Annotated in this window: 16 protein-coding genes and 1 pseudogene; 8 read left to right on the plus strand and 9 right to left on the minus strand. The window is 32.5% G+C overall.

Annotated features, from left to right (window positions below):
* The first annotated feature begins 114 nt into the window (after positions 1 to 114).
* Positions 115 to 678 carry a GNAT family N-acetyltransferase gene (locus tag KPL44_RS06775; RefSeq protein WP_216248122.1) on the plus strand — a complete coding sequence of 188 codons (564 nt, stop codon included), beginning with the start codon at positions 115 to 117 and terminating at the stop codon, positions 676 to 678.
* Between the two features lie 418 nt (positions 679 to 1,096).
* Here the strand turns inward: KPL44_RS06775 and KPL44_RS06780 are convergent, their stop codons facing one another.
* The 8 genes and pseudogenes from KPL44_RS06780 to KPL44_RS06815 all read right to left on the minus strand — a co-directional run bounded on the left by KPL44_RS06780 (position 1,097) and on the right by KPL44_RS06815 (position 9,085).
* Positions 1,097 to 1,786 carry a response regulator transcription factor gene (locus tag KPL44_RS06780; protein ID WP_216248123.1) on the minus strand — a complete coding sequence of 230 codons (690 nt, stop codon included), beginning with the start codon at positions 1,784 to 1,786 and terminating at the stop codon, positions 1,097 to 1,099.
* A complete protein-coding gene (locus KPL44_RS06785) occupies positions 1,783 to 3,291 on the minus strand; it encodes a sensor histidine kinase (RefSeq protein ID WP_216248124.1) in 1,509 nt (502 codons plus the stop codon). The genes KPL44_RS06780 and KPL44_RS06785 overlap by 4 nt, the downstream gene beginning before the upstream one ends.
* A 19-nt stretch (positions 3,292 to 3,310) precedes the next feature.
* Positions 3,311 to 4,546 carry an ABC transporter permease gene (locus KPL44_RS06790; protein ID WP_216248125.1) on the minus strand — a complete coding sequence of 412 codons (1,236 nt, stop codon included), beginning with the start codon at positions 4,544 to 4,546 and terminating at the stop codon, positions 3,311 to 3,313.
* Between the two features lie 144 nt (positions 4,547 to 4,690).
* A complete protein-coding gene (locus KPL44_RS06795) occupies positions 4,691 to 5,383 on the minus strand; it encodes an ABC transporter ATP-binding protein (RefSeq protein WP_216248126.1) in 693 nt (230 codons plus the stop codon).
* Positions 5,383 to 6,504 carry an efflux RND transporter periplasmic adaptor subunit gene (locus tag KPL44_RS06800; RefSeq protein WP_216248127.1) on the minus strand — a complete coding sequence of 374 codons (1,122 nt, stop codon included), beginning with the start codon at positions 6,502 to 6,504 and terminating at the stop codon, positions 5,383 to 5,385. The genes KPL44_RS06795 and KPL44_RS06800 overlap by 1 nt, the downstream gene beginning before the upstream one ends.
* A 100-nt stretch (positions 6,505 to 6,604) precedes the next feature.
* A complete protein-coding gene (locus KPL44_RS06805) occupies positions 6,605 to 7,075 on the minus strand; it encodes an ATP-binding cassette domain-containing protein (protein WP_407935009.1) in 471 nt (156 codons plus the stop codon).
* Between the two features lie 2 nt (positions 7,076 to 7,077).
* Positions 7,078 to 7,825, minus strand: a pseudogene (locus KPL44_RS06810) (ABC transporter transmembrane domain-containing protein); the annotation flags it as partial.
* 15 nt (positions 7,826 to 7,840) lie between these two features.
* Positions 7,841 to 9,085: a macrolide family glycosyltransferase gene (locus KPL44_RS06815; protein WP_216248128.1), complete on the minus strand. Its 1,245-nt coding sequence runs from the start codon at positions 9,083 to 9,085 to the stop codon at positions 7,841 to 7,843.
* A 398-nt stretch (positions 9,086 to 9,483) separates the two neighbouring features.
* On the opposite strand from KPL44_RS06815, the gene KPL44_RS06820 reads away from it, so the two are divergent.
* From KPL44_RS06820 to KPL44_RS06845, 6 genes are all read left to right on the plus strand, one after another.
* The gene (locus tag KPL44_RS06820; protein WP_216248129.1) at positions 9,484 to 9,690 is read left to right on the plus strand and encodes a helix-turn-helix domain-containing protein; all 207 of its coding nucleotides are present in this window, start codon (positions 9,484 to 9,486) and stop codon (positions 9,688 to 9,690) included.
* Between the two features lie 167 nt (positions 9,691 to 9,857).
* Entirely contained in the window at positions 9,858 to 10,391 is a 534-nt protein-coding gene (locus KPL44_RS06825; protein ID WP_216248130.1) for a hypothetical protein, read from the plus strand.
* A gap of 43 nt (positions 10,392 to 10,434) precedes the next feature.
* Positions 10,435 to 10,959, plus strand: coding sequence for a nitroreductase family protein (locus KPL44_RS06830; protein WP_216248131.1), 525 nt, complete (start codon positions 10,435 to 10,437; stop codon positions 10,957 to 10,959).
* 26 nt (positions 10,960 to 10,985) lie between these two features.
* Entirely contained in the window at positions 10,986 to 11,555 is a 570-nt protein-coding gene (locus KPL44_RS06835; protein WP_216248132.1) for an RBBP9/YdeN family alpha/beta hydrolase, read from the plus strand.
* Positions 11,556 to 11,775: 220 nt separating this feature from the next.
* The gene (locus KPL44_RS06840; protein ID WP_216248133.1) at positions 11,776 to 12,297 is read left to right on the plus strand and encodes a GNAT family N-acetyltransferase; all 522 of its coding nucleotides are present in this window, start codon (positions 11,776 to 11,778) and stop codon (positions 12,295 to 12,297) included.
* A 140-nt stretch (positions 12,298 to 12,437) separates the two neighbouring features.
* Positions 12,438 to 13,352, plus strand: a complete 915-nt coding sequence (locus tag KPL44_RS06845) for a class I SAM-dependent methyltransferase (protein WP_216248134.1) — start codon at positions 12,438 to 12,440, stop codon at positions 13,350 to 13,352.
* Positions 13,353 to 13,447: 95 nt separating this feature from the next.
* Here the strand turns inward: KPL44_RS06845 and KPL44_RS06850 are convergent, their stop codons facing one another.
* Positions 13,448 to 14,719: a pectate lyase gene (locus tag KPL44_RS06850; RefSeq protein WP_216248135.1), complete on the minus strand. Its 1,272-nt coding sequence runs from the start codon at positions 14,717 to 14,719 to the stop codon at positions 13,448 to 13,450.
* Between the two features lie 519 nt (positions 14,720 to 15,238).
* Between KPL44_RS06850 and KPL44_RS06855 the strand changes: the two genes are divergently transcribed.
* On the plus strand, positions 15,239 to 17,044 hold the full coding sequence (locus KPL44_RS06855; protein ID WP_216248136.1) for an N-acetylmuramoyl-L-alanine amidase: 1,806 nt from the start codon (positions 15,239 to 15,241) through the stop codon (positions 17,042 to 17,044).
* Positions 17,045 to 17,348: the final 304 nt, after the last annotated feature.

Consider the following 17,348-nt stretch of genomic DNA (forward strand, 5'->3'; position numbering starts at 1 on the left):
GTAGAGACCATTAATATAGTAGATAATGGACAAATTAAAGAATTGCCTTTCAATTATTATCATTTAAAAAACCAGAATAAGCAGATAAACAGTAAATTGAAAAGGAGAATAAATATGGATAGTGTATATGTAAGTTGCCCCGAATTTGAAAATAAACGATTCAATTTAAGATTTATTTCTATAGATGACTGTGATGGCTTATTAAAAGTATATTCTGATAAAAAATCAGTTCCCTTATTTAATAGCGATAATTGTAGCGGAGATGATTTTTACTATAATACACGTGAAAGAATGAAGCAGGCTCTTGATTATTGGGAATTCCAGTATGACCGAAAAGGTTTTGTAAGATGGTCTATTGTAGATAAAAAAGATAATATTGCAATTGGAACAATAGAGTTATTTCATAGAGATTCTAAAGATTATTTTAATAATTGCGGACTTCTTCGTTTAGATTTGAGAAGTGATTATGAAACAAAAGTCAACATAATTGATATTTTAAAATTGATTATTGATAAAACTTATCAATTGTTTGAGTGTAATATGATAGCAACAAAGGCACTTCCTACTGCAAGTGAAAGAGTAAAGGCTTTAAAGGAATTAGATTTTTTACCTACTGAAAATAAGTTGATTGGTCATGATGGGACGGAATATCCATCATACTATTTCAAAAATAGATAAATTTTAATTTGTAGGGCTAATGTAACATAATTTTAAATTCAGTTCTGTCGTTGAATTACATATACTTCGGTGGAGTTCAACTGAAAACCGGAAAGGTCCAAGGCTTTCAATATACAAATCACACTGATTGAAAGTGGCAGTCAGGTTAATGGGTAGAGCTAAAACTGTTATGCAAAGCTAAAGTGACGGGAACAAGGGAACTGCAATAGGATACGTATTGTAACGTAATGGGTGATTGTGGCACAAAAATTTTGACTACCTAAAATCTGAAACAAGATTGCGAAAAATACTAGATGAGTTATATAGTACTTCAAAATTGGCGAAATTAGAAGGTAAAAGACCCTCGATTAGAGGGCTAGTTGAAATCATGGCATCAGAAATAACAATAATACGTTCATTAATAAAAGTTTATTTGAATTTACAGTGCAAATCTATAACCAACGCCCCATATTGTTTCAATATATTCAGGGTTTGATGGGTCAGATTCTATTTTTTCCCTCAATTTTCGTATATGGACCGTAACAGTACCAACATCACCAAACGAATCCATACCCCATACCTTATCAAATATATCATCTTTTGAAAATACTTTATTTGGGCTTAAAGCCAAAATTGTTAAAATATCAAATTCTTTTGCCGTAAGTATAACTTCAACTCCATTAACATATACACGCCTAGAAGTACGGTGAATGGTAAGCCCTCTTATCTCAATTATCTCATCTTGATTTTTATTTTCTCCCTTTAGCCTTTCGTACCTTGAGATATGGGCCTTTACTCTTGCAACAAGTTCTCCAGGACTGAATGGTTTTGTCATATAATCATCTGCTCCGAGTCCTAGCCCTCTAATTTTATCAATGTCTTCTTTCCTAGCAGAAACCATCAGTATAGGAACATCTTTTACGCTTCTTATTTGTCTGCAAATTTCAAAACCATCAATTTGGGGAAGCATAAGATCAAGTATGATGAGGTTATAGTTCTTACTAAGTGCAGCTTTAAGCCCTAATTCTCCATCAACTTCAATATCAACCGAGAAATCATTTATCTCAAGGTAATCCCTTTCAAGTTCTGCTATGCTGAGTTCATCTTCTATTATTAATACTTTTTTCATATTAACTTCGACCTTTCTATACTGTACTTTTTAATTATAAAAAATATACTAGTTCCAAGTCCAACAGTGCTTTGAGCCCATATTTGCCCATCATGTCCCTCAATTATACTTTTTGCAATTGCAAGTCCAAGACCATTTCCACCTGTTCGAGAGTTTCTTGATGGGTCAGCTCTATAAAATCTATCAAATATAAATGGTAGTGCAGCCTTTGATATTCCCCGGCCATTGTCTTTGATTTCAAATTGCACGCTCCCACCCAATTCTTTAAGTATTATTTGTATTTTTCCATTTTCCTTATCCATATATTTTACAGAGTTTTGAACTATATTTATTATTACTCTTCTAAGTTTTTCACGATCAGCAACGATTGCTGTTTTATCTTCAACCTCACCAATTAAAAAAATTTCACTATTGCTCTCCTCTAAGTCAAATTTGAGCTCATCAATTATGTCACTTAAATAACTTTTTACATCAACTTCCTCAAAACCGAAGGTCAGTTTATTTAAATCAAGTTTCGAAAATAGAAACAATTCATCTATCATTTTGTCAATGTCTCTTGTTTTTTTATGGATAGTATTAATATATTTTTCCATTTTCTCAGGTGTATCTGCTACACCATCTTTAATTCCCTCAACATATCCTTTAATTGCAGTTACTGGAGTCTTTAAGTCATGTGAAATATTTGAGATGAGTTCTTTTCTGTTATCCTCATACTGAAGCTGCAACACAACTGATTCCTTAAGCCTGCACCTCATATCTTCAAACTCCTTGTATAGCTCACCAATTTCATCATTTGCACTAGATTTAACTTCAAAATCAAGATTTCCTTCCTTTATTTTAGTCGAGGCATTTTTTAATGCAATTAGTGGAGTTACAATTCTTTTAGAAACCCAATATGTAAGTATCCCATTAATTAGCATCATTATTAAAATGACAACGATAATATATACAAATAAAAAGCTTTTAGCAATTGTAATCATTGCCCCTGCATCTGTAATTATGAAAATACTCCCTGCACTTTTATCTTTAAAATAAAAGTCATGCTGCTTTGAGAACATAAGATTATTTAGCATAAGATTATGTGTCATTTCATTTTCATAATTATAACCGAATTTTGGAAGACTCTCTTTAATTGCAGTTTTACTAATGAAATCACTAGAATAGGCTATATTTCCATTTTTCCGTACTACAATTCCACTATGTGTCAATTTTAATTTATTATCAAGATTTGATAAATAATTAGTATTTTCAAGAATATCAGGATTTATTTCTATTGATTTTTCTATGCCCATTAGTATTAGCGAATTTTTGTTAATCAAATCTTTAAATGGATTGCCTTTAAACATAGTACTTTGCAATGGGTGCCCATCATATTTTATGTCATATGCCTTATCAATATTTTTAACATAAAAACTTGCAATAATGGGAACTACCATAAGTGATAAAATAATTGGTAGTATAAGCATTGCCATATAGGAAACCCTGAGTCTAAATTTTATGGACATAAAAATTCCTCCCTAAGGTTTATTCATATCGGAGTGCATCTATAGGATTTAATTTTGCAGCTTTCCTTGCTGGATAAATCCCAAAGAATATACCAATTACTGACGAGAATAATATTACTTCTATAATAACAAGTATTGAAACACTAGGATTAATGCCCGCAAACGATCCTATTATTTCAGCTGATAATATACCAAACGCCATGCCTACAAGGCCTCCAATAAGCGATAAGATAACAGACTCAGTTAGAAATTGGTATAATATATCCTTGGTGGTAGCACCAATTCCTTTTCTAATACCTATTTCTTTAGTTCTCTCAGTTACAGATACAAGCATTATATTCATAACTCCAATTCCTCCAACTAAAAGAGAAATAGCTGCGACAGCACTAAGGAATGTTGTAAAGATTCCCAATACTTGATTAATTGACTCAAGCATACTTGCTGAATTGGTAGCCTTATAGAGATTTACATTCTTGTTGTCGTGCCTTGCTTGAACAATCTTCAAAACCTCATCTCCAGTTTGCACCGCTGTTGTTTGAGACGTGGGTGTTATGCTAAGCGTTGAAATGTTTGAATCCATTGGATATAGTGTTTGGAAAAACGTTACTGGTACTGTTGCAAGTGTTGGTGTACTATCTCCACCTCTGCTAGGTGGACCACCTTCACCACCGCCAGAAAACATACTGCTTGCTTTTGAAACACCAATAACTGTGACACTTTTACTTGTCGCTACAGGTCCTAATCTAAATGATTTACCCACAGCAGCATCAGTTCCAAATAATGCTTTTGCCGAAGTTTGATCTATTACTACAACAGACTTACCTTCTTCAACTTCTCTATCATTAAAAAACCTCCCGTAGACAATCTCTACATTGCTTATCATTGAGTAATCTACGTTAACTCCTGTAATACTTGCTGTATTAGTTTTAGTATCGGTTCTTGCTGTTCCCTTTTGCGATACTGTTGGAGAAATGTACTTAACTGTATCAACTCTACTTTTTATTTGATTTACATCATCAAGTGTAAAATAATCACTTGTCTGCTCTACTTTTGATGCATCCGCATTTAGTGTAACTGTATTTGCTCCCATTTTACTAAATTCGTCTCCAATGTAACTTTTTCCTCCATTACCAAGAGAAATAATAGTAATTACTGAGCTTATTCCTATTATAATTCCCAGCATCGTGAGAAGAGATCTCATTTTATTTGATAAAATACTTGCAATAGCCATTTTAAAACTCTCTAAAATATTCATAACTGTCCTCCATTCTATCGTTAAATCATCACCTGCTGTGCTACAATATTAATGATTTCAGAAGGAGATTTAAACTCCCACTTGTAGAAGTAGGAGACTTTCCTTCTGAAATGTCGTTAAAAGATTTATATGCGATAATGTTATCTATAATATTGTCCTTTCCGAAACAACGTAATCATCAACTATCTTTCCATCTAGGAATCTTATGATTCTTTTTGCGCATTTCGCTATATCATCTTCATGTGTAACCATTACAATGGTCGCACCTTGTGCATTTAATTTTTGAAATATTTTCATTATTTCAATCGATGAATTTGTATCTAAGTTACCTGTTGGTTCATCTGCCATAATAACCGCTGGATTGTTAACCATCGCTCTTGCAATTGCAACTCTTTGCTTTTGTCCACCTGATATTTCATTAGGCCTGTGTTTTACTCTCTCGCTAAGACCAACTTTTTCAAGTGCACTAAGTGCTCGTAGTTTCCTTTCTTTTGGTGATACTCCTGCATATAGCATTGGAAGTTCTACGTTTTGAAGTACCGATATCCTGGGAAGTAGATTAAATGATTGAAATACAAAACCTATCTCTTTATTTCTTATTAATGCCAGTTGATTATCGTTAAGATTTGAAACATCCTGGTCATTTAAAAAATATGTTCCACCATCCATTCTGTCTAAGCATCCTAAAATATTCATAAAAGTTGATTTTCCGGAACCTGAAGGTCCCATTATTGCAGTAAATTCGCCCTTTTTAATTTCAAGACTTACTGATTTAAGTGCAGTAAAATCAATGTCTCCAGTTATATATCTTTTTAATATATCCTTTACTTCTATCATTATTTTCCTCCTGTCACTACTGATTCTTTAACCATTATGCCATCTGTAACGGTACTTCCTGGATTTAATATTACACTGTTCCCTACCTTTACTCCACTAACAATTTCCATAAATGCATCTGATTGCACTCCTAATTTTACGATTTGTTTAACTGCCTTTCCGCCTCGCACAGCAAACAAGTAAGTTGTGCCATCTTTGTTAGTTAGTATTGCCTGTGCAGGAACTTTCACAACACCTAATGCTTGGTTAAGCAGTATATCAACATCTGAGTCAAAGTTTACTTTTAATTGCGGTGCTACTTCTAGTACATCAAGTTCTACAGTTAAGTTTGTATCCCCACCTGTAGCTGTTGTATTAACTGTTGCAGTTGGATAAATTTTTGAAACTTTAGCTTTATAGCTCTTTCCATTATTCATAATTGTCGCATCTTGTCCAAGGGCTACTTTAGCAGCATCATATTTCCCGACTTTAACAACCGCCTTTAAGTCTGATATATCCTGCACAACTAATGCCGTATCCTGGCTTCCAGTTTGACCATTCACGACATTTACTGCTGTTGCTACTCCATCGATATCTGAAATAATGGATGAATTTTGTGCTAGCTTGGTCTTTGCTGAATCAAGCGTTATTTTTGCAGTTTCAATAGCATAGTTAAGCTGTTTTATTTTTTCATCTGATAGCGAATTTTGGCTTGCAGCACTACTAGTGCTAGCATTTGTTTGAGCACCGGCTTGAGTGCCAGCCGTAACATCCGCATCACTATTTTTATCTACCGCATCTTTTTTTTGAGATAAAGCATTTTCATAACCTATTTGAGCAGAAGATACTTGGTTACTAAGGTCAGATGTATCATAAGTTAAAAGTGTATCACCCTTTTTAACCTTATCTCCAACCTTTACCTTAACACTAGAAATCTTAGCTGTTGATGAAGCTATATAATTTTTTTTATTTTTAGACTCTATTGTAGCAGTGGTGGATAAGTACATCTTTACATCGCCCATTTCAACCTTTGTGCTTTTTACGTTTGTTATCTCTTTTTTATTTTTTGCAGAAATTTGGATCCCCGCAATAATACCTACAAGTGCTACTATTATAACGCCAACAATAATTTTCTTTTTCATGATTGCCTCCCATTTGTATGTAATTATGAATTTAAATATTTCATAATTTTAGTTTACATTATAGATATTAAGAATATCTTAGGTAAATATTAAATTTTTATTATATAACCTCGTTGTCTAAATTTGCACCAGCAAATTGACTATTATAAAGGTCTGCATAGAAACCATTTTTAGCAAGAAGTTCATTATGACTCCCCATCTCAATAATACTTCCTTTATCCATAACTAAAATTAGCTCTGCATCTTTAATTGTAGAAAGTCTATGTGCAATTACAAAACTTGTTCTATTTTGCATAAGTTCTGTCATAGCCCTTTGTATATACACTTCTGTTCTAGAATCGACACTACTTGTAGCTTCATCTAATATCATTATAGTTGGATTTGCAAGTATTGCGCGAGCTATAGTAAGAAGCTGTTTTTGACCTTGTGATATATTAGAAGCTTCTTCATTTAATATTGTATTATATCCATCTGGAAGAGTCTTAATAAAGTGATGTGCATGAGCAGCTCTTGCAGCTTGCATAGTTTCTTCCTCTGTTGCTCCAGCTCTACCATAGGAGATATTTTCCATTATAGTACTATTATTCTATCTGCAGCCATAACAGTTGCAACCCTCTGAGCAACAATAAGTACTGTAGCTTTAGATGTTTCTATTTTGAGTGCCCCACGTAGTCTTGCGTCAGTTTTAAAATCAAGAGCTGAAAAACTATCATCAAAGATGTATATTTCAGGTTCTCTAACAAGGGTAGATTTACCTGAACCTGTACCACCAATTATAGCTGTTGTTTCGCCAGGTTTTACGCTAAAGTTTATGTGGCTAATTGCAGGTAGATCCGAACCCGGATATCTAAAGCTTATGTTTTTAAACTCAACATAACCACTTTTCTTATTAGCCAATTTTGTATTCTCTGGATCTGTAATTTCAGGTTCCATTGCTAATACTTCATTTAAATGCACGTACTACTCTAATACCAATAAGAGATTCACGAAGCACTAGATTCAATTTATCTATTCTTATTTGCATTTTTTTAGATAGTGGTAACGAGGCCTTAAGAATCAGAATAATAATAATTGCTAGTATGGGGATTATCGCTGCAAAAATCCAAGTTAAAGAACTTTCTTCTTGTAAAGCCATAATAATACCGCCTAGCGCAGTTAGTGGAGCAAAAAGCAGAGTTGAAAAAACCATTACGGTTACTGTCTGAACCTGAGTGACATCATTTGTAGTCCTTGTTATAAGGGTAGCTGTACCAAGCTTATCAAACTCACTTTGCGAAAAATCTTCAATTTTAGAAAACATTTTACTACGAATAGTTCTACCTGTTTCAATTAAAATTTATTTTTCATTACCAGCAGCTACTTCTTCATGTATGTCACATAAATTAAGTATTTCATCAACACCTTTTTTATACCCTCCAGCTTCTCTGAGTGATTTTCCGATTTTTTCACTGTTCATTTTAAAATTATCGCCAGTAAGAATCTTAACTACTGACTGCTTCAATATCTCAGGAGTAACTTTATCTTTATCAATAACAATGCCTGCACCAAGCTGCGCTACTCTATTAGCCACAGCAGGTTGGTCAATTGTTTGAGGAATAAGAACCAATGGAACATCATAATACAGCCCTTCACTTGTACTATTCATACCACCATGGGTAATAAACACATCTGCTTGTTTTAAAACCTTAAGTTGAGGTACATAATTACGAACTATAAAATTTGATGGAATAGATTTAAAAGCACTAATATCTGTGTTGTTACCTACAGACATAATAATCTTTGCATCCATATTACCAAAAGCTTTAAAGCAGCTTTCATAAAAATTAATAGAATTATTAAATATAGTACCTAAAGATATATAAATAAGTTTCTTTTTATTATTATTTTCTAAAGAAAAATCCATATCCTCATTTCTATCTGCTATTGATGGACCAATGAATTTATACCTCTCATCGAAACGTTCTCCATGAATTTGAAAATACTTAGAAGTATAAACAATATTGATCATCCCAGATCCATTAAATATAGTAGATAAATCAGGTAATTTTATTCCATATTTTCCTTGTAGATGTGCAAAAAACTCTTTGTATAGTGGACTATTTGAAAATTCCTGTATTTTAGAACCCATCTCCTTGGTTTCTTCACCCAAAATTTTTGTATTTTCATTCATTGCAAAAGTAGTAACAGAACAAATAGCAGGCACTTTTAATATTCTACCTAATTCGTTACCTATAAAAAACATTGAATCGTATATAATATAATCATATTGTTCACTGGAATTAAGTGCAGCTTCAATTATTTCTTCAATCATTTCTTTTAACGTATCAAGCATTTTAAACGGTGCTTCGACATTTTCTGGCATCTTAAATGGTGCTTCACCATTTGGGGGACCGAAGGTTTTAGGGAATTCCATAGTTTTATGCCCTATAAACGTAGCTCCTGCCTTTTCTATTTTCTCTCTAAACTCTTCACCCGCAATATACGTAACTTTTTTTCCTCTATTCATTAATTCTTTAACTAGACCTATAGTTGGGTTTATATGTCCTTCACCAAACACATTTATAAATAATACTCTTTTCATTTCTATACATCCCCTTATTTTATATTAATAATATATTGATTACTTTGAGATTTATTTTTAGTATTTTATTGAATGGTACTAGTGCTTAAAATTTATTCAACCGCCTATCAAATTACTTCGTGTACGTATATTTCGTCCTCGTAGTATCTATACTACACTTCAAATATAAAGATTTTCTTAAGCATATATTAAGATTTTATTAAGTTAATGAAAAACAAAATAGGTTTTACTTGTAAATACTTAGTACAGAAACATTTCGTGTAGGGGTACCGACAACATTTACGACAAAACCTACACTAAGATATAAAATATCAAACATATCGGTACTGCAAAGATGGACAAACAAGTATAATAGTCATAGAGAAATAAAGGCAACAACGAAGGGAATGAGCCAATCTATGACAAATAGAAGAGGTACTTCTTTGAAAGAAAGAATTGAAATTGTATATTATTGTATTGCTCAAAATAACGACTATAAGCAAACTGCTGATGTTTACAACGTATCCTACGAGCAAGTATATCAGTGGGTTAAGAAATTAATGAAGAATATTAATAAAAATTTAAAAACAATAATGGCAGATTTAGACTTGATTTTATTGGCATGAAGTTAAAAAAAAAATATCTTTGGAATTTAATTCATCATTTTTGACCATATGCTTATTTATTGTAATTATAGTATAATTAAACAAATGCTTTGATTTACAATAATTAAATATTATCGATTATTGTAAATCGTATAAAACAAATTTAGTTAAATGGGGATGGAATAATAATGATAGATTTATTTAGAGCGTTTTCTACAACAGAAGATTTTTTTTATGAAGGTGCATTTATTGCTAAAGTAAAATATAAACGTTTCAAACCAAAATTAGATGAAGAAACTTATAGAAGTGAGGTTTTGAAAAGCAATGAAAAACTTTGTATAGCAAGCTGTAGCGGATATATTGAAAATGAAATTGCAGAAACATTAACTGTATATTTAATGATGAATGTAACTGTTAAAGAATCTGTTCAAACAGAAACGATTCAAGAGAAAGAGACTCTATGGCATAATTTTTCAAAAGAAGAAATTGCAGATTTTAGTCATCTAACAGGAGATACAAATTCTATTCATCTTACTGAGAATCCTGTTGTACAAGGGCTATTTATTTTGAAAGAACTTTGTAACACAACTAAAACAAATAAAATAGAAGTAAAATATATTTATCCTGTTTATGGTGATAAATCAGTTTTTTTAAAACAAGAAGGAAATCTTATCAAGGGTTTTAGTAATGGGATAGTATGCTTTAAAGCAACCATATTTTAAAATATTCAATCTAATATAAATATTGCATAAAGGGAGTGTTAAAATGGATTCAGTGATGTCATGTATATTAGATCGTAGAAGTGTTCGGACATATAATTCAAAAGAAGTAAGTAAAGATGCTGTTATACAAATATTAACTGCAGCTAATTGGGCTCCATCTGGTAACAATATGCAACCTTGGAGGTTCTCTGTAGTAATTAATAATAAAGAAATGATAAAAAAAATATCTTCACTTACTGTATACCATAATTGGGTGGAAAACACCCCTTGTTTGATAGCAGTCTTTCTAGATACCAAATCTTTAGATGATAAAATTCCAAACATTTACTTGAAACATTCTCAATCAATAGGGGCAGCAATACAAAATATGCTACTTGCTGCACATGAACTTGGTTTAGGGACTTGCTGGATTGGAGAAATATTAAAGAATGAAGATAAGGTACGAGAATTATTAGGAGTTTCAGAGGACTTGCAGTTAATGGCTGTTATATCTGTTGGGTATTCCAGTAGAAAAGATTTAAAATCTAAGAGAAATGATATCTCTGAAAATATTGTAAGCTGGTTATAAATTTAAAGATTAGGAGAAATAATAAAATGAAAAGTACTAATATCTATGCTATTCATGGTTATACATCTTCCAGCCAGGCAGAATGGTTTCCCTGGCTGAAAGAACAGTTTAAAAATAGTCCTATTAAAATTGATATTTTCAATATGCCTGATTCCGGGGATCCACACCTTGAACCTTGGCTTAAACATCTTCGTAAAAATGTTTTGGATATTGATGAAAATACGATATTTATCGGTCATAGTCTTGGATGTGTTACGATACTGCGCTATATTCTCGAAAAAAACATAAAAATCAAAGGTGCAATACTTGTTTCAGGTTTCATAAATGAAAACCCGATGGATGAACAAACAGAAGGCCTCCAAGAATTTGTAGATGGATCACTTGACATTGCAAGAATAAAAAGTCTAATTTCATCAAGAATTGTTATTACTGCAACAGATGATGATATTGTCCCAACCGAAGCAACACAAAAATTAGCCAAAGTGTTAGATGCAAATCTTATTATTCTTTCATCAGGAAAGCATTTTATTGCTCGTGATGGATATACTGATTTCCCTGTTTTATTGAATGAAATCCAGAAATTGATTAACGATTAATATTATCCTTAGATATATTATATGAAAATCAAAAAAGTTATTATACCGGTAGCAGGACTTGGAACAAGGTAACGGTATAGTTAATTCAAATAGACAGGTTATGTCTATAATGGAAAAATGAATATTTAATTAATGAATGTAGGGGGAAAGAATAACAGAGATATATCGACTATGCAAGAAAGTGCGAATTTATTAAAATCTTTTTAAAGGGGAAAAAGAGATGGATATTATTAAGGGGAAGAAACAAGACCTATCAGGCATTCTTGATATAATTTCTAACTGTATAAAACATATGGAGAGTCAAAGCATATATCAGTGGAATAAATTTTATCCAAATTCGGATATTATTGAAAATGATATTAAGAGTGAGCATTGTTACGTTTTAAAGGATAATGGCAAGTATATAGCATATGTGGCAATAAATGAAGAACAAGCTCCAGAATACAGTCAAATAAACTGGTTTACTGATGGTATAAAGGTATTAGTTATTCATAGATTGTCTGTTCATCCGGAATCTCAGGGAATGGGTATTGCAAAAAAAATGTTAAAGTTTATTGAAGAGGTAGCTACTAAAAATAACTATTCATGTATTAGATTGGATGCTTATAGTGGAAATGAAACAGCACTTAAATTATATGAGAATTTTGGTTATAAAAAAGTGGGGCAGGTATATTTTCCTTGGAGAGACATTCCTTTCTATTGTTATGAGAAAAATATAAACAGTACTTTGTTATGCTATTGAATTAGAAAAGTTGTTCTATAAATATGACTATTTTGTAAACTTTTATATTTTAAGCCTCCATTATACCACAAAACAAGGAAAATTTCAAGCCTTGTACTGTTGATAATGAAGTGGTATTAATTATTAGAGGTGATAATTTTATGGAGCAAAAAAGCATGACCGCATTGATAAGCGCATTTTCAAGGGCATATCATTCACTGCAAAATACAGATAAAGTATTTGATGATTATTTGGCAAAAGACATTTTAACTGAGAACGAATACGAACAAATTTCAAGTAATATGTCAAAAGGAATCAATTTTTTTAATCCATCATTTGATGGTACACAGAAAGAAGCACTACATTGGATTGTAGATAATCAGTTATCTCCAACACCACTTGGTAGATCAGCATTTGCGGAAAAAGCACTTCAAAATGCTGTGAGAGGTGGCGCAAAACAATATGTAATTTTCGCTGCCGGTTATGATACATTTGCATATCGTCAGCCTGATTGGGCATCAACCATTCAAATTTTTGAACTTGACCATCCGGCCACTGGTTCTGACAAACAAAAGCGTATTCAATCAGTATTATCAGAAAAACCTACCAATCTGCACTACGTATCAGTTGATTTTACAGAAAACAACTGGGAAAGCAATTTAATTGCTTGCCTTGAATTTGATCAAAGTAAAATCAGTTTTTGCAGTTTGCTTGGGATAAGCTACTATTTGTCTAAGAGGACTTTTGCTGAAACACTCAACACTATTTCATGTATTGTGCCAAAAGGTAGTGTTATTATTTTTGATTATCCAGATGAGGATTCATATACCACGAAAGCAGGAGAACGAACAAAAAAACAAGTAGCACTGGCTAGTGGGGCTAATGAGAAAATGCTTGCAAGCTATTCCTATTCAGAGCTTAAAAATTTATTAGCTGATAGTAATTTCTTGATTCATGAGCATTTGACACCAAATGAAATAACAGAGCAGTATTTCAAAAAATATAATAAATTAAATCCAGAGCATCCTATAACAGCATTTGATAATGTAAATTATTGTTTGGCAGTGAAAAGCTAAAATAAGAATAATTTAATAATAGCTAAGTATAAATGGAAGTAAAAATGAGTAGCCCTTGAGAATATTCAGGGGCTACTCATTTTCTATTGTAGTAACTATTTCCAGAAGCTAAAGTTCATTTGTGTTGGGATTTTGTTTGAAGTAAGTTCTTGTCTCATTTTTGCCATAGCACTATTAACTTCTGATCTAATAGCTGTCTGATTTGCTGTGCTTGCAATTGTGATATTTCCACCACTAGGAGCTTTTAGGCTCTTTGAGGAGAATGCCTGTGCATTTATGAATGTACCAGCTTTCATAAGGTCAAGTACATAATCTCCACTTACATTACCTAAACCCATACCATTTGTAAGGTTTATTGTGCCAGTACCATTATTTTCATCAAAGCCCTTTGACATATTGTCTACTGCTAAACAGTTAGTAAGATTTTTAACACCATTTGTCTGTGCACCATATTTTGATGAACCTGATCCCATCTTAAAGCCATTACCGTTACCTTTGCAAGTACCTACCGTCATATTTGTATCCACGGGAAGTCCTTGTGCTTTGTCATATGCTCCACTGAATACTGTAGCATCACCACAGTGATATGCTACGCAGTATTGATAAGTTACGTCACTGCTACCTATAGCAAAGCTGTCCCAAGCGTCATCAGAGTTTTCAGCAGATACACAGTATGAGAATACAGTACCTGTTCCAAGGTAAAGTTTTGCTGCAAATCCGTCCGCATTTCCGCCAGTTGTAAGTATGTCAAAGTTTCTGTAAGATACACACCCAGTTACGTGAGTGTTGTTTGGACGTACACTAACTCCTGCTGATTCAAGTGATTCACTACCTGAAATCTGAAGACCTGCATCTCCATTGTAACGGAATACGCAGTTAACAATTGAATTGTTATCAGGCTTTCCAGCATTTGCCACAGTTGGTTTTACACTGGCATTATAATATGGCTTTATGAGCATACCGTTGTCATATGCTTTTTGGATTATTAGTCCTTTTATTGTGTAGCTACCGCCAGTGATTCTAAAGCCTGTATATGCATCACCTGTTGTTTTTGGACTTAATTTCTTTGATGCTTCTTTGAAAGTTGTAAAGTCAAGTACTGGAGTGTAACCAGCTGCAGCTTGGATAGTAATACCAGAAGCTAATTTATCAAGTACAATCTGACTTGTACAGTCAAGCGTATTTGCTGCAATTTGTATTGTTTCACCAGTAGTTGCCGATGCAATAGCGGTTTGTAAGCTATTAAAGTCTTTAACTGTAACAGTAGCGGGTGTTACTGCAAATGATTGGCTAACAGGGTAAAATGCTAAGCTGCACACCATGGATAGTGATAGGAAAACTCCTGATAATGATCTCATTCTTTTCATAAATAATTCCTCCGTATTTTTTTATTTATTCTTAAGTTAAGGTTGTACCTAAAACTTATGGAATCATGTTTGTATTTTTGTACCAAGAGAGAAAATCTTTTGCTAGATAAAACGTTTTCATTGTTGTCATCTCTGATATAAGAGTGCCTTTAATATTAATGCTACTTTATAATAATTTTTATTCAACATTTATACATTATAGTTTAATTTTCAATGTTATGTAATCATTTACTTATATGTATTTTATCTTATGCAATTTTGAAATTCAAGACATTTGTTCTAAAATTAAAAAAGATTCGTTAGTGCTTATATTACATATTAATGTAATATATGTTATCATAACCTATATTTGCATAACCTTACAACTGAGAGTATAATTTAATTATTCTTAAACCAGTATATAATGAGGGCTATTTATAATAAAAAGAATTACTATATCTGGATGTGGTAATAACCAAGACAAAAAAGGGAGGTTACTATTCAATTTACTTTAAAATGGAAATATTTAGGAGGAACTATATGAAACAGATTTTGAAAACATTTGTAATTATGATTTTAGCTTTAATTGTTTGTATACCTATGCAAACAATAGTAAAGGCTAGTACATTTACTAGTATGGATTCTAAAAAAGATGTGGCAGTAAGTAAACCTTGGACAGTGAGTTTTAATAAAGCTTTAGATGCAAGCACTGTGAACAACACAAATATTAAGGTGCTTTCTAATGAAAATGTTTACATGGAGATTAAGGTTAGTTTAGGCAGTGGCGATAAAAATATAGTAGTTCAGCCAGTAAATAGTTATGAATATAATAAGACATATACATTGATTGTGACAAACCAGGTTAAATCTTCTGATGGCAAATTCCTTCCAAGTGAAGTTAGAATGGATTTTACTACTAAAAGTGCACCTGCAAACGCAAGTGGGTTCACTGTGTGCATTGATCCAGGTCAGTACTATAAAGTAATTACTGATGCGAACGGTGTTAAAGCTAAGGATATAAATCTAAGCACAGCGCTGAAACTCGGTAATATATTAAAAGCAAGAGGCTTTAATGTAGTATATACAAGAAGTACTGATGCAGTATCATGGACTCAGGGTGGTGAGGATGATGCAAAAGCTTTAATTGCTAAGAACGCAAAAGCAGATGTGTTTTTAAGTATTAATACTAATTCATATACAACAAACACTGTAAATGGAATTGAAACATATTATGCAGCTGATGATAGTAAGAATAAAGCGATTGCAACCTCAGTGCAAGCTGAACTAATAAAAGCAACACAAGCTAATGATAGGGGCATAAAAGTAGCAGGCAGTGATAGTAACTTTGCAATATTAAGTAAGACAAGCTGTCCTACCATAGTTACAGAATTAGGATTCCTTACCAATCCAGGAGAGGGGGTATTATTAAGTAGTGAGCAGTATCAAAATAATGCTGCAAAGGCTATAGCGAATGGATTGATGACTTATGCTGGCTTTGCAAATACTGATACCACTTATGATAATACTTTAAAGATATCTTCAGTACTAGATATTACCGGTAGTTTAACAGTTGGAGACACATATTCATTACCCAAAACTGTAACCGCAATTATGAGCAATGGTTCAAAACAAACTGTTAGTGTAGTATGGCTTAAAGCAGTTACTACAAGTATGGTAGGTATCACTACCTATTATGGAACTGTGAATGGAATAACTACCAATGTGAAAGCTATTATTACTGTGAAGGCGGCAACCACTACGGCAGAGTATAAAATAGTGTTAGATGCAGGGCATGGGGAATATGACCCGGGTGCAATAGGACCAACAGGTGTTCAGGAGAAGGATGTAACCCTAGCAATTACTTTAAAGGTGGGGGAGATATTAATTAAGAATAACGTTGACGTTGTATATACAAGAACAACTGACGATATAGCGTATACTGATAATAAGGATAATCAAGTGAAAAATCTTCAATTAAGGTGTGATATTTCTAATAAGGCTAAACCAGATTATTTTGTAGCCATACATGCAAATGCTTCCGATATTCCAGCGGCACATGGTATTGAAACCTTTTATTATGCTGGAAATTCAGCTGGATCAGAACTAGCACAGAACGTTCAAACTGAATTAATCAAAGCAACTGGAAAAGCAGATAGAGGAATTAAAACTGCCAATGATTATGTTTTTAGAAATAGTAGCGCTACAGCTATACTTGTAGAAACTTCATTTGTAACTAATCCTACAGAAGAAAAATTATTAGCAAGTGATGATTATCAGAATACATTAGCTAAGGCAATTGCGACAGGTATTATTAAGACGTTAGGAATAACTACTATAAAATATTAATATCTATAAAAAGAAATATTGCAAGTATTATAAATAAGACGCCTAACTTAAATAATTAAGTTAGGCGTTTAATTTTTACATTATTAATTCGAGATATAAGGACTATTGTGCAAATGAACAATAAAAAATGTTAAATAACCAATATTAATTGCTTTATTAAAATACTATTATTAATATAGAAGTTATGAAAACGTTATACAATAAGGGGGAAGTAAAATGGCTGTGATTAATTGGAGTGGAGCAATATTTGGTTTAATAGTTGCTATAGTTTTAATATTTAGAAAGGTAAGTCCTGTATACGCAC

Source organism: Clostridium sp. DSM 17811 (genome assembly GCF_018861905.1).
GTDB lineage: Bacteria > Bacillota > Clostridia > Clostridiales > Clostridiaceae > Clostridium_AD > Clostridium_AD frigoriphilum.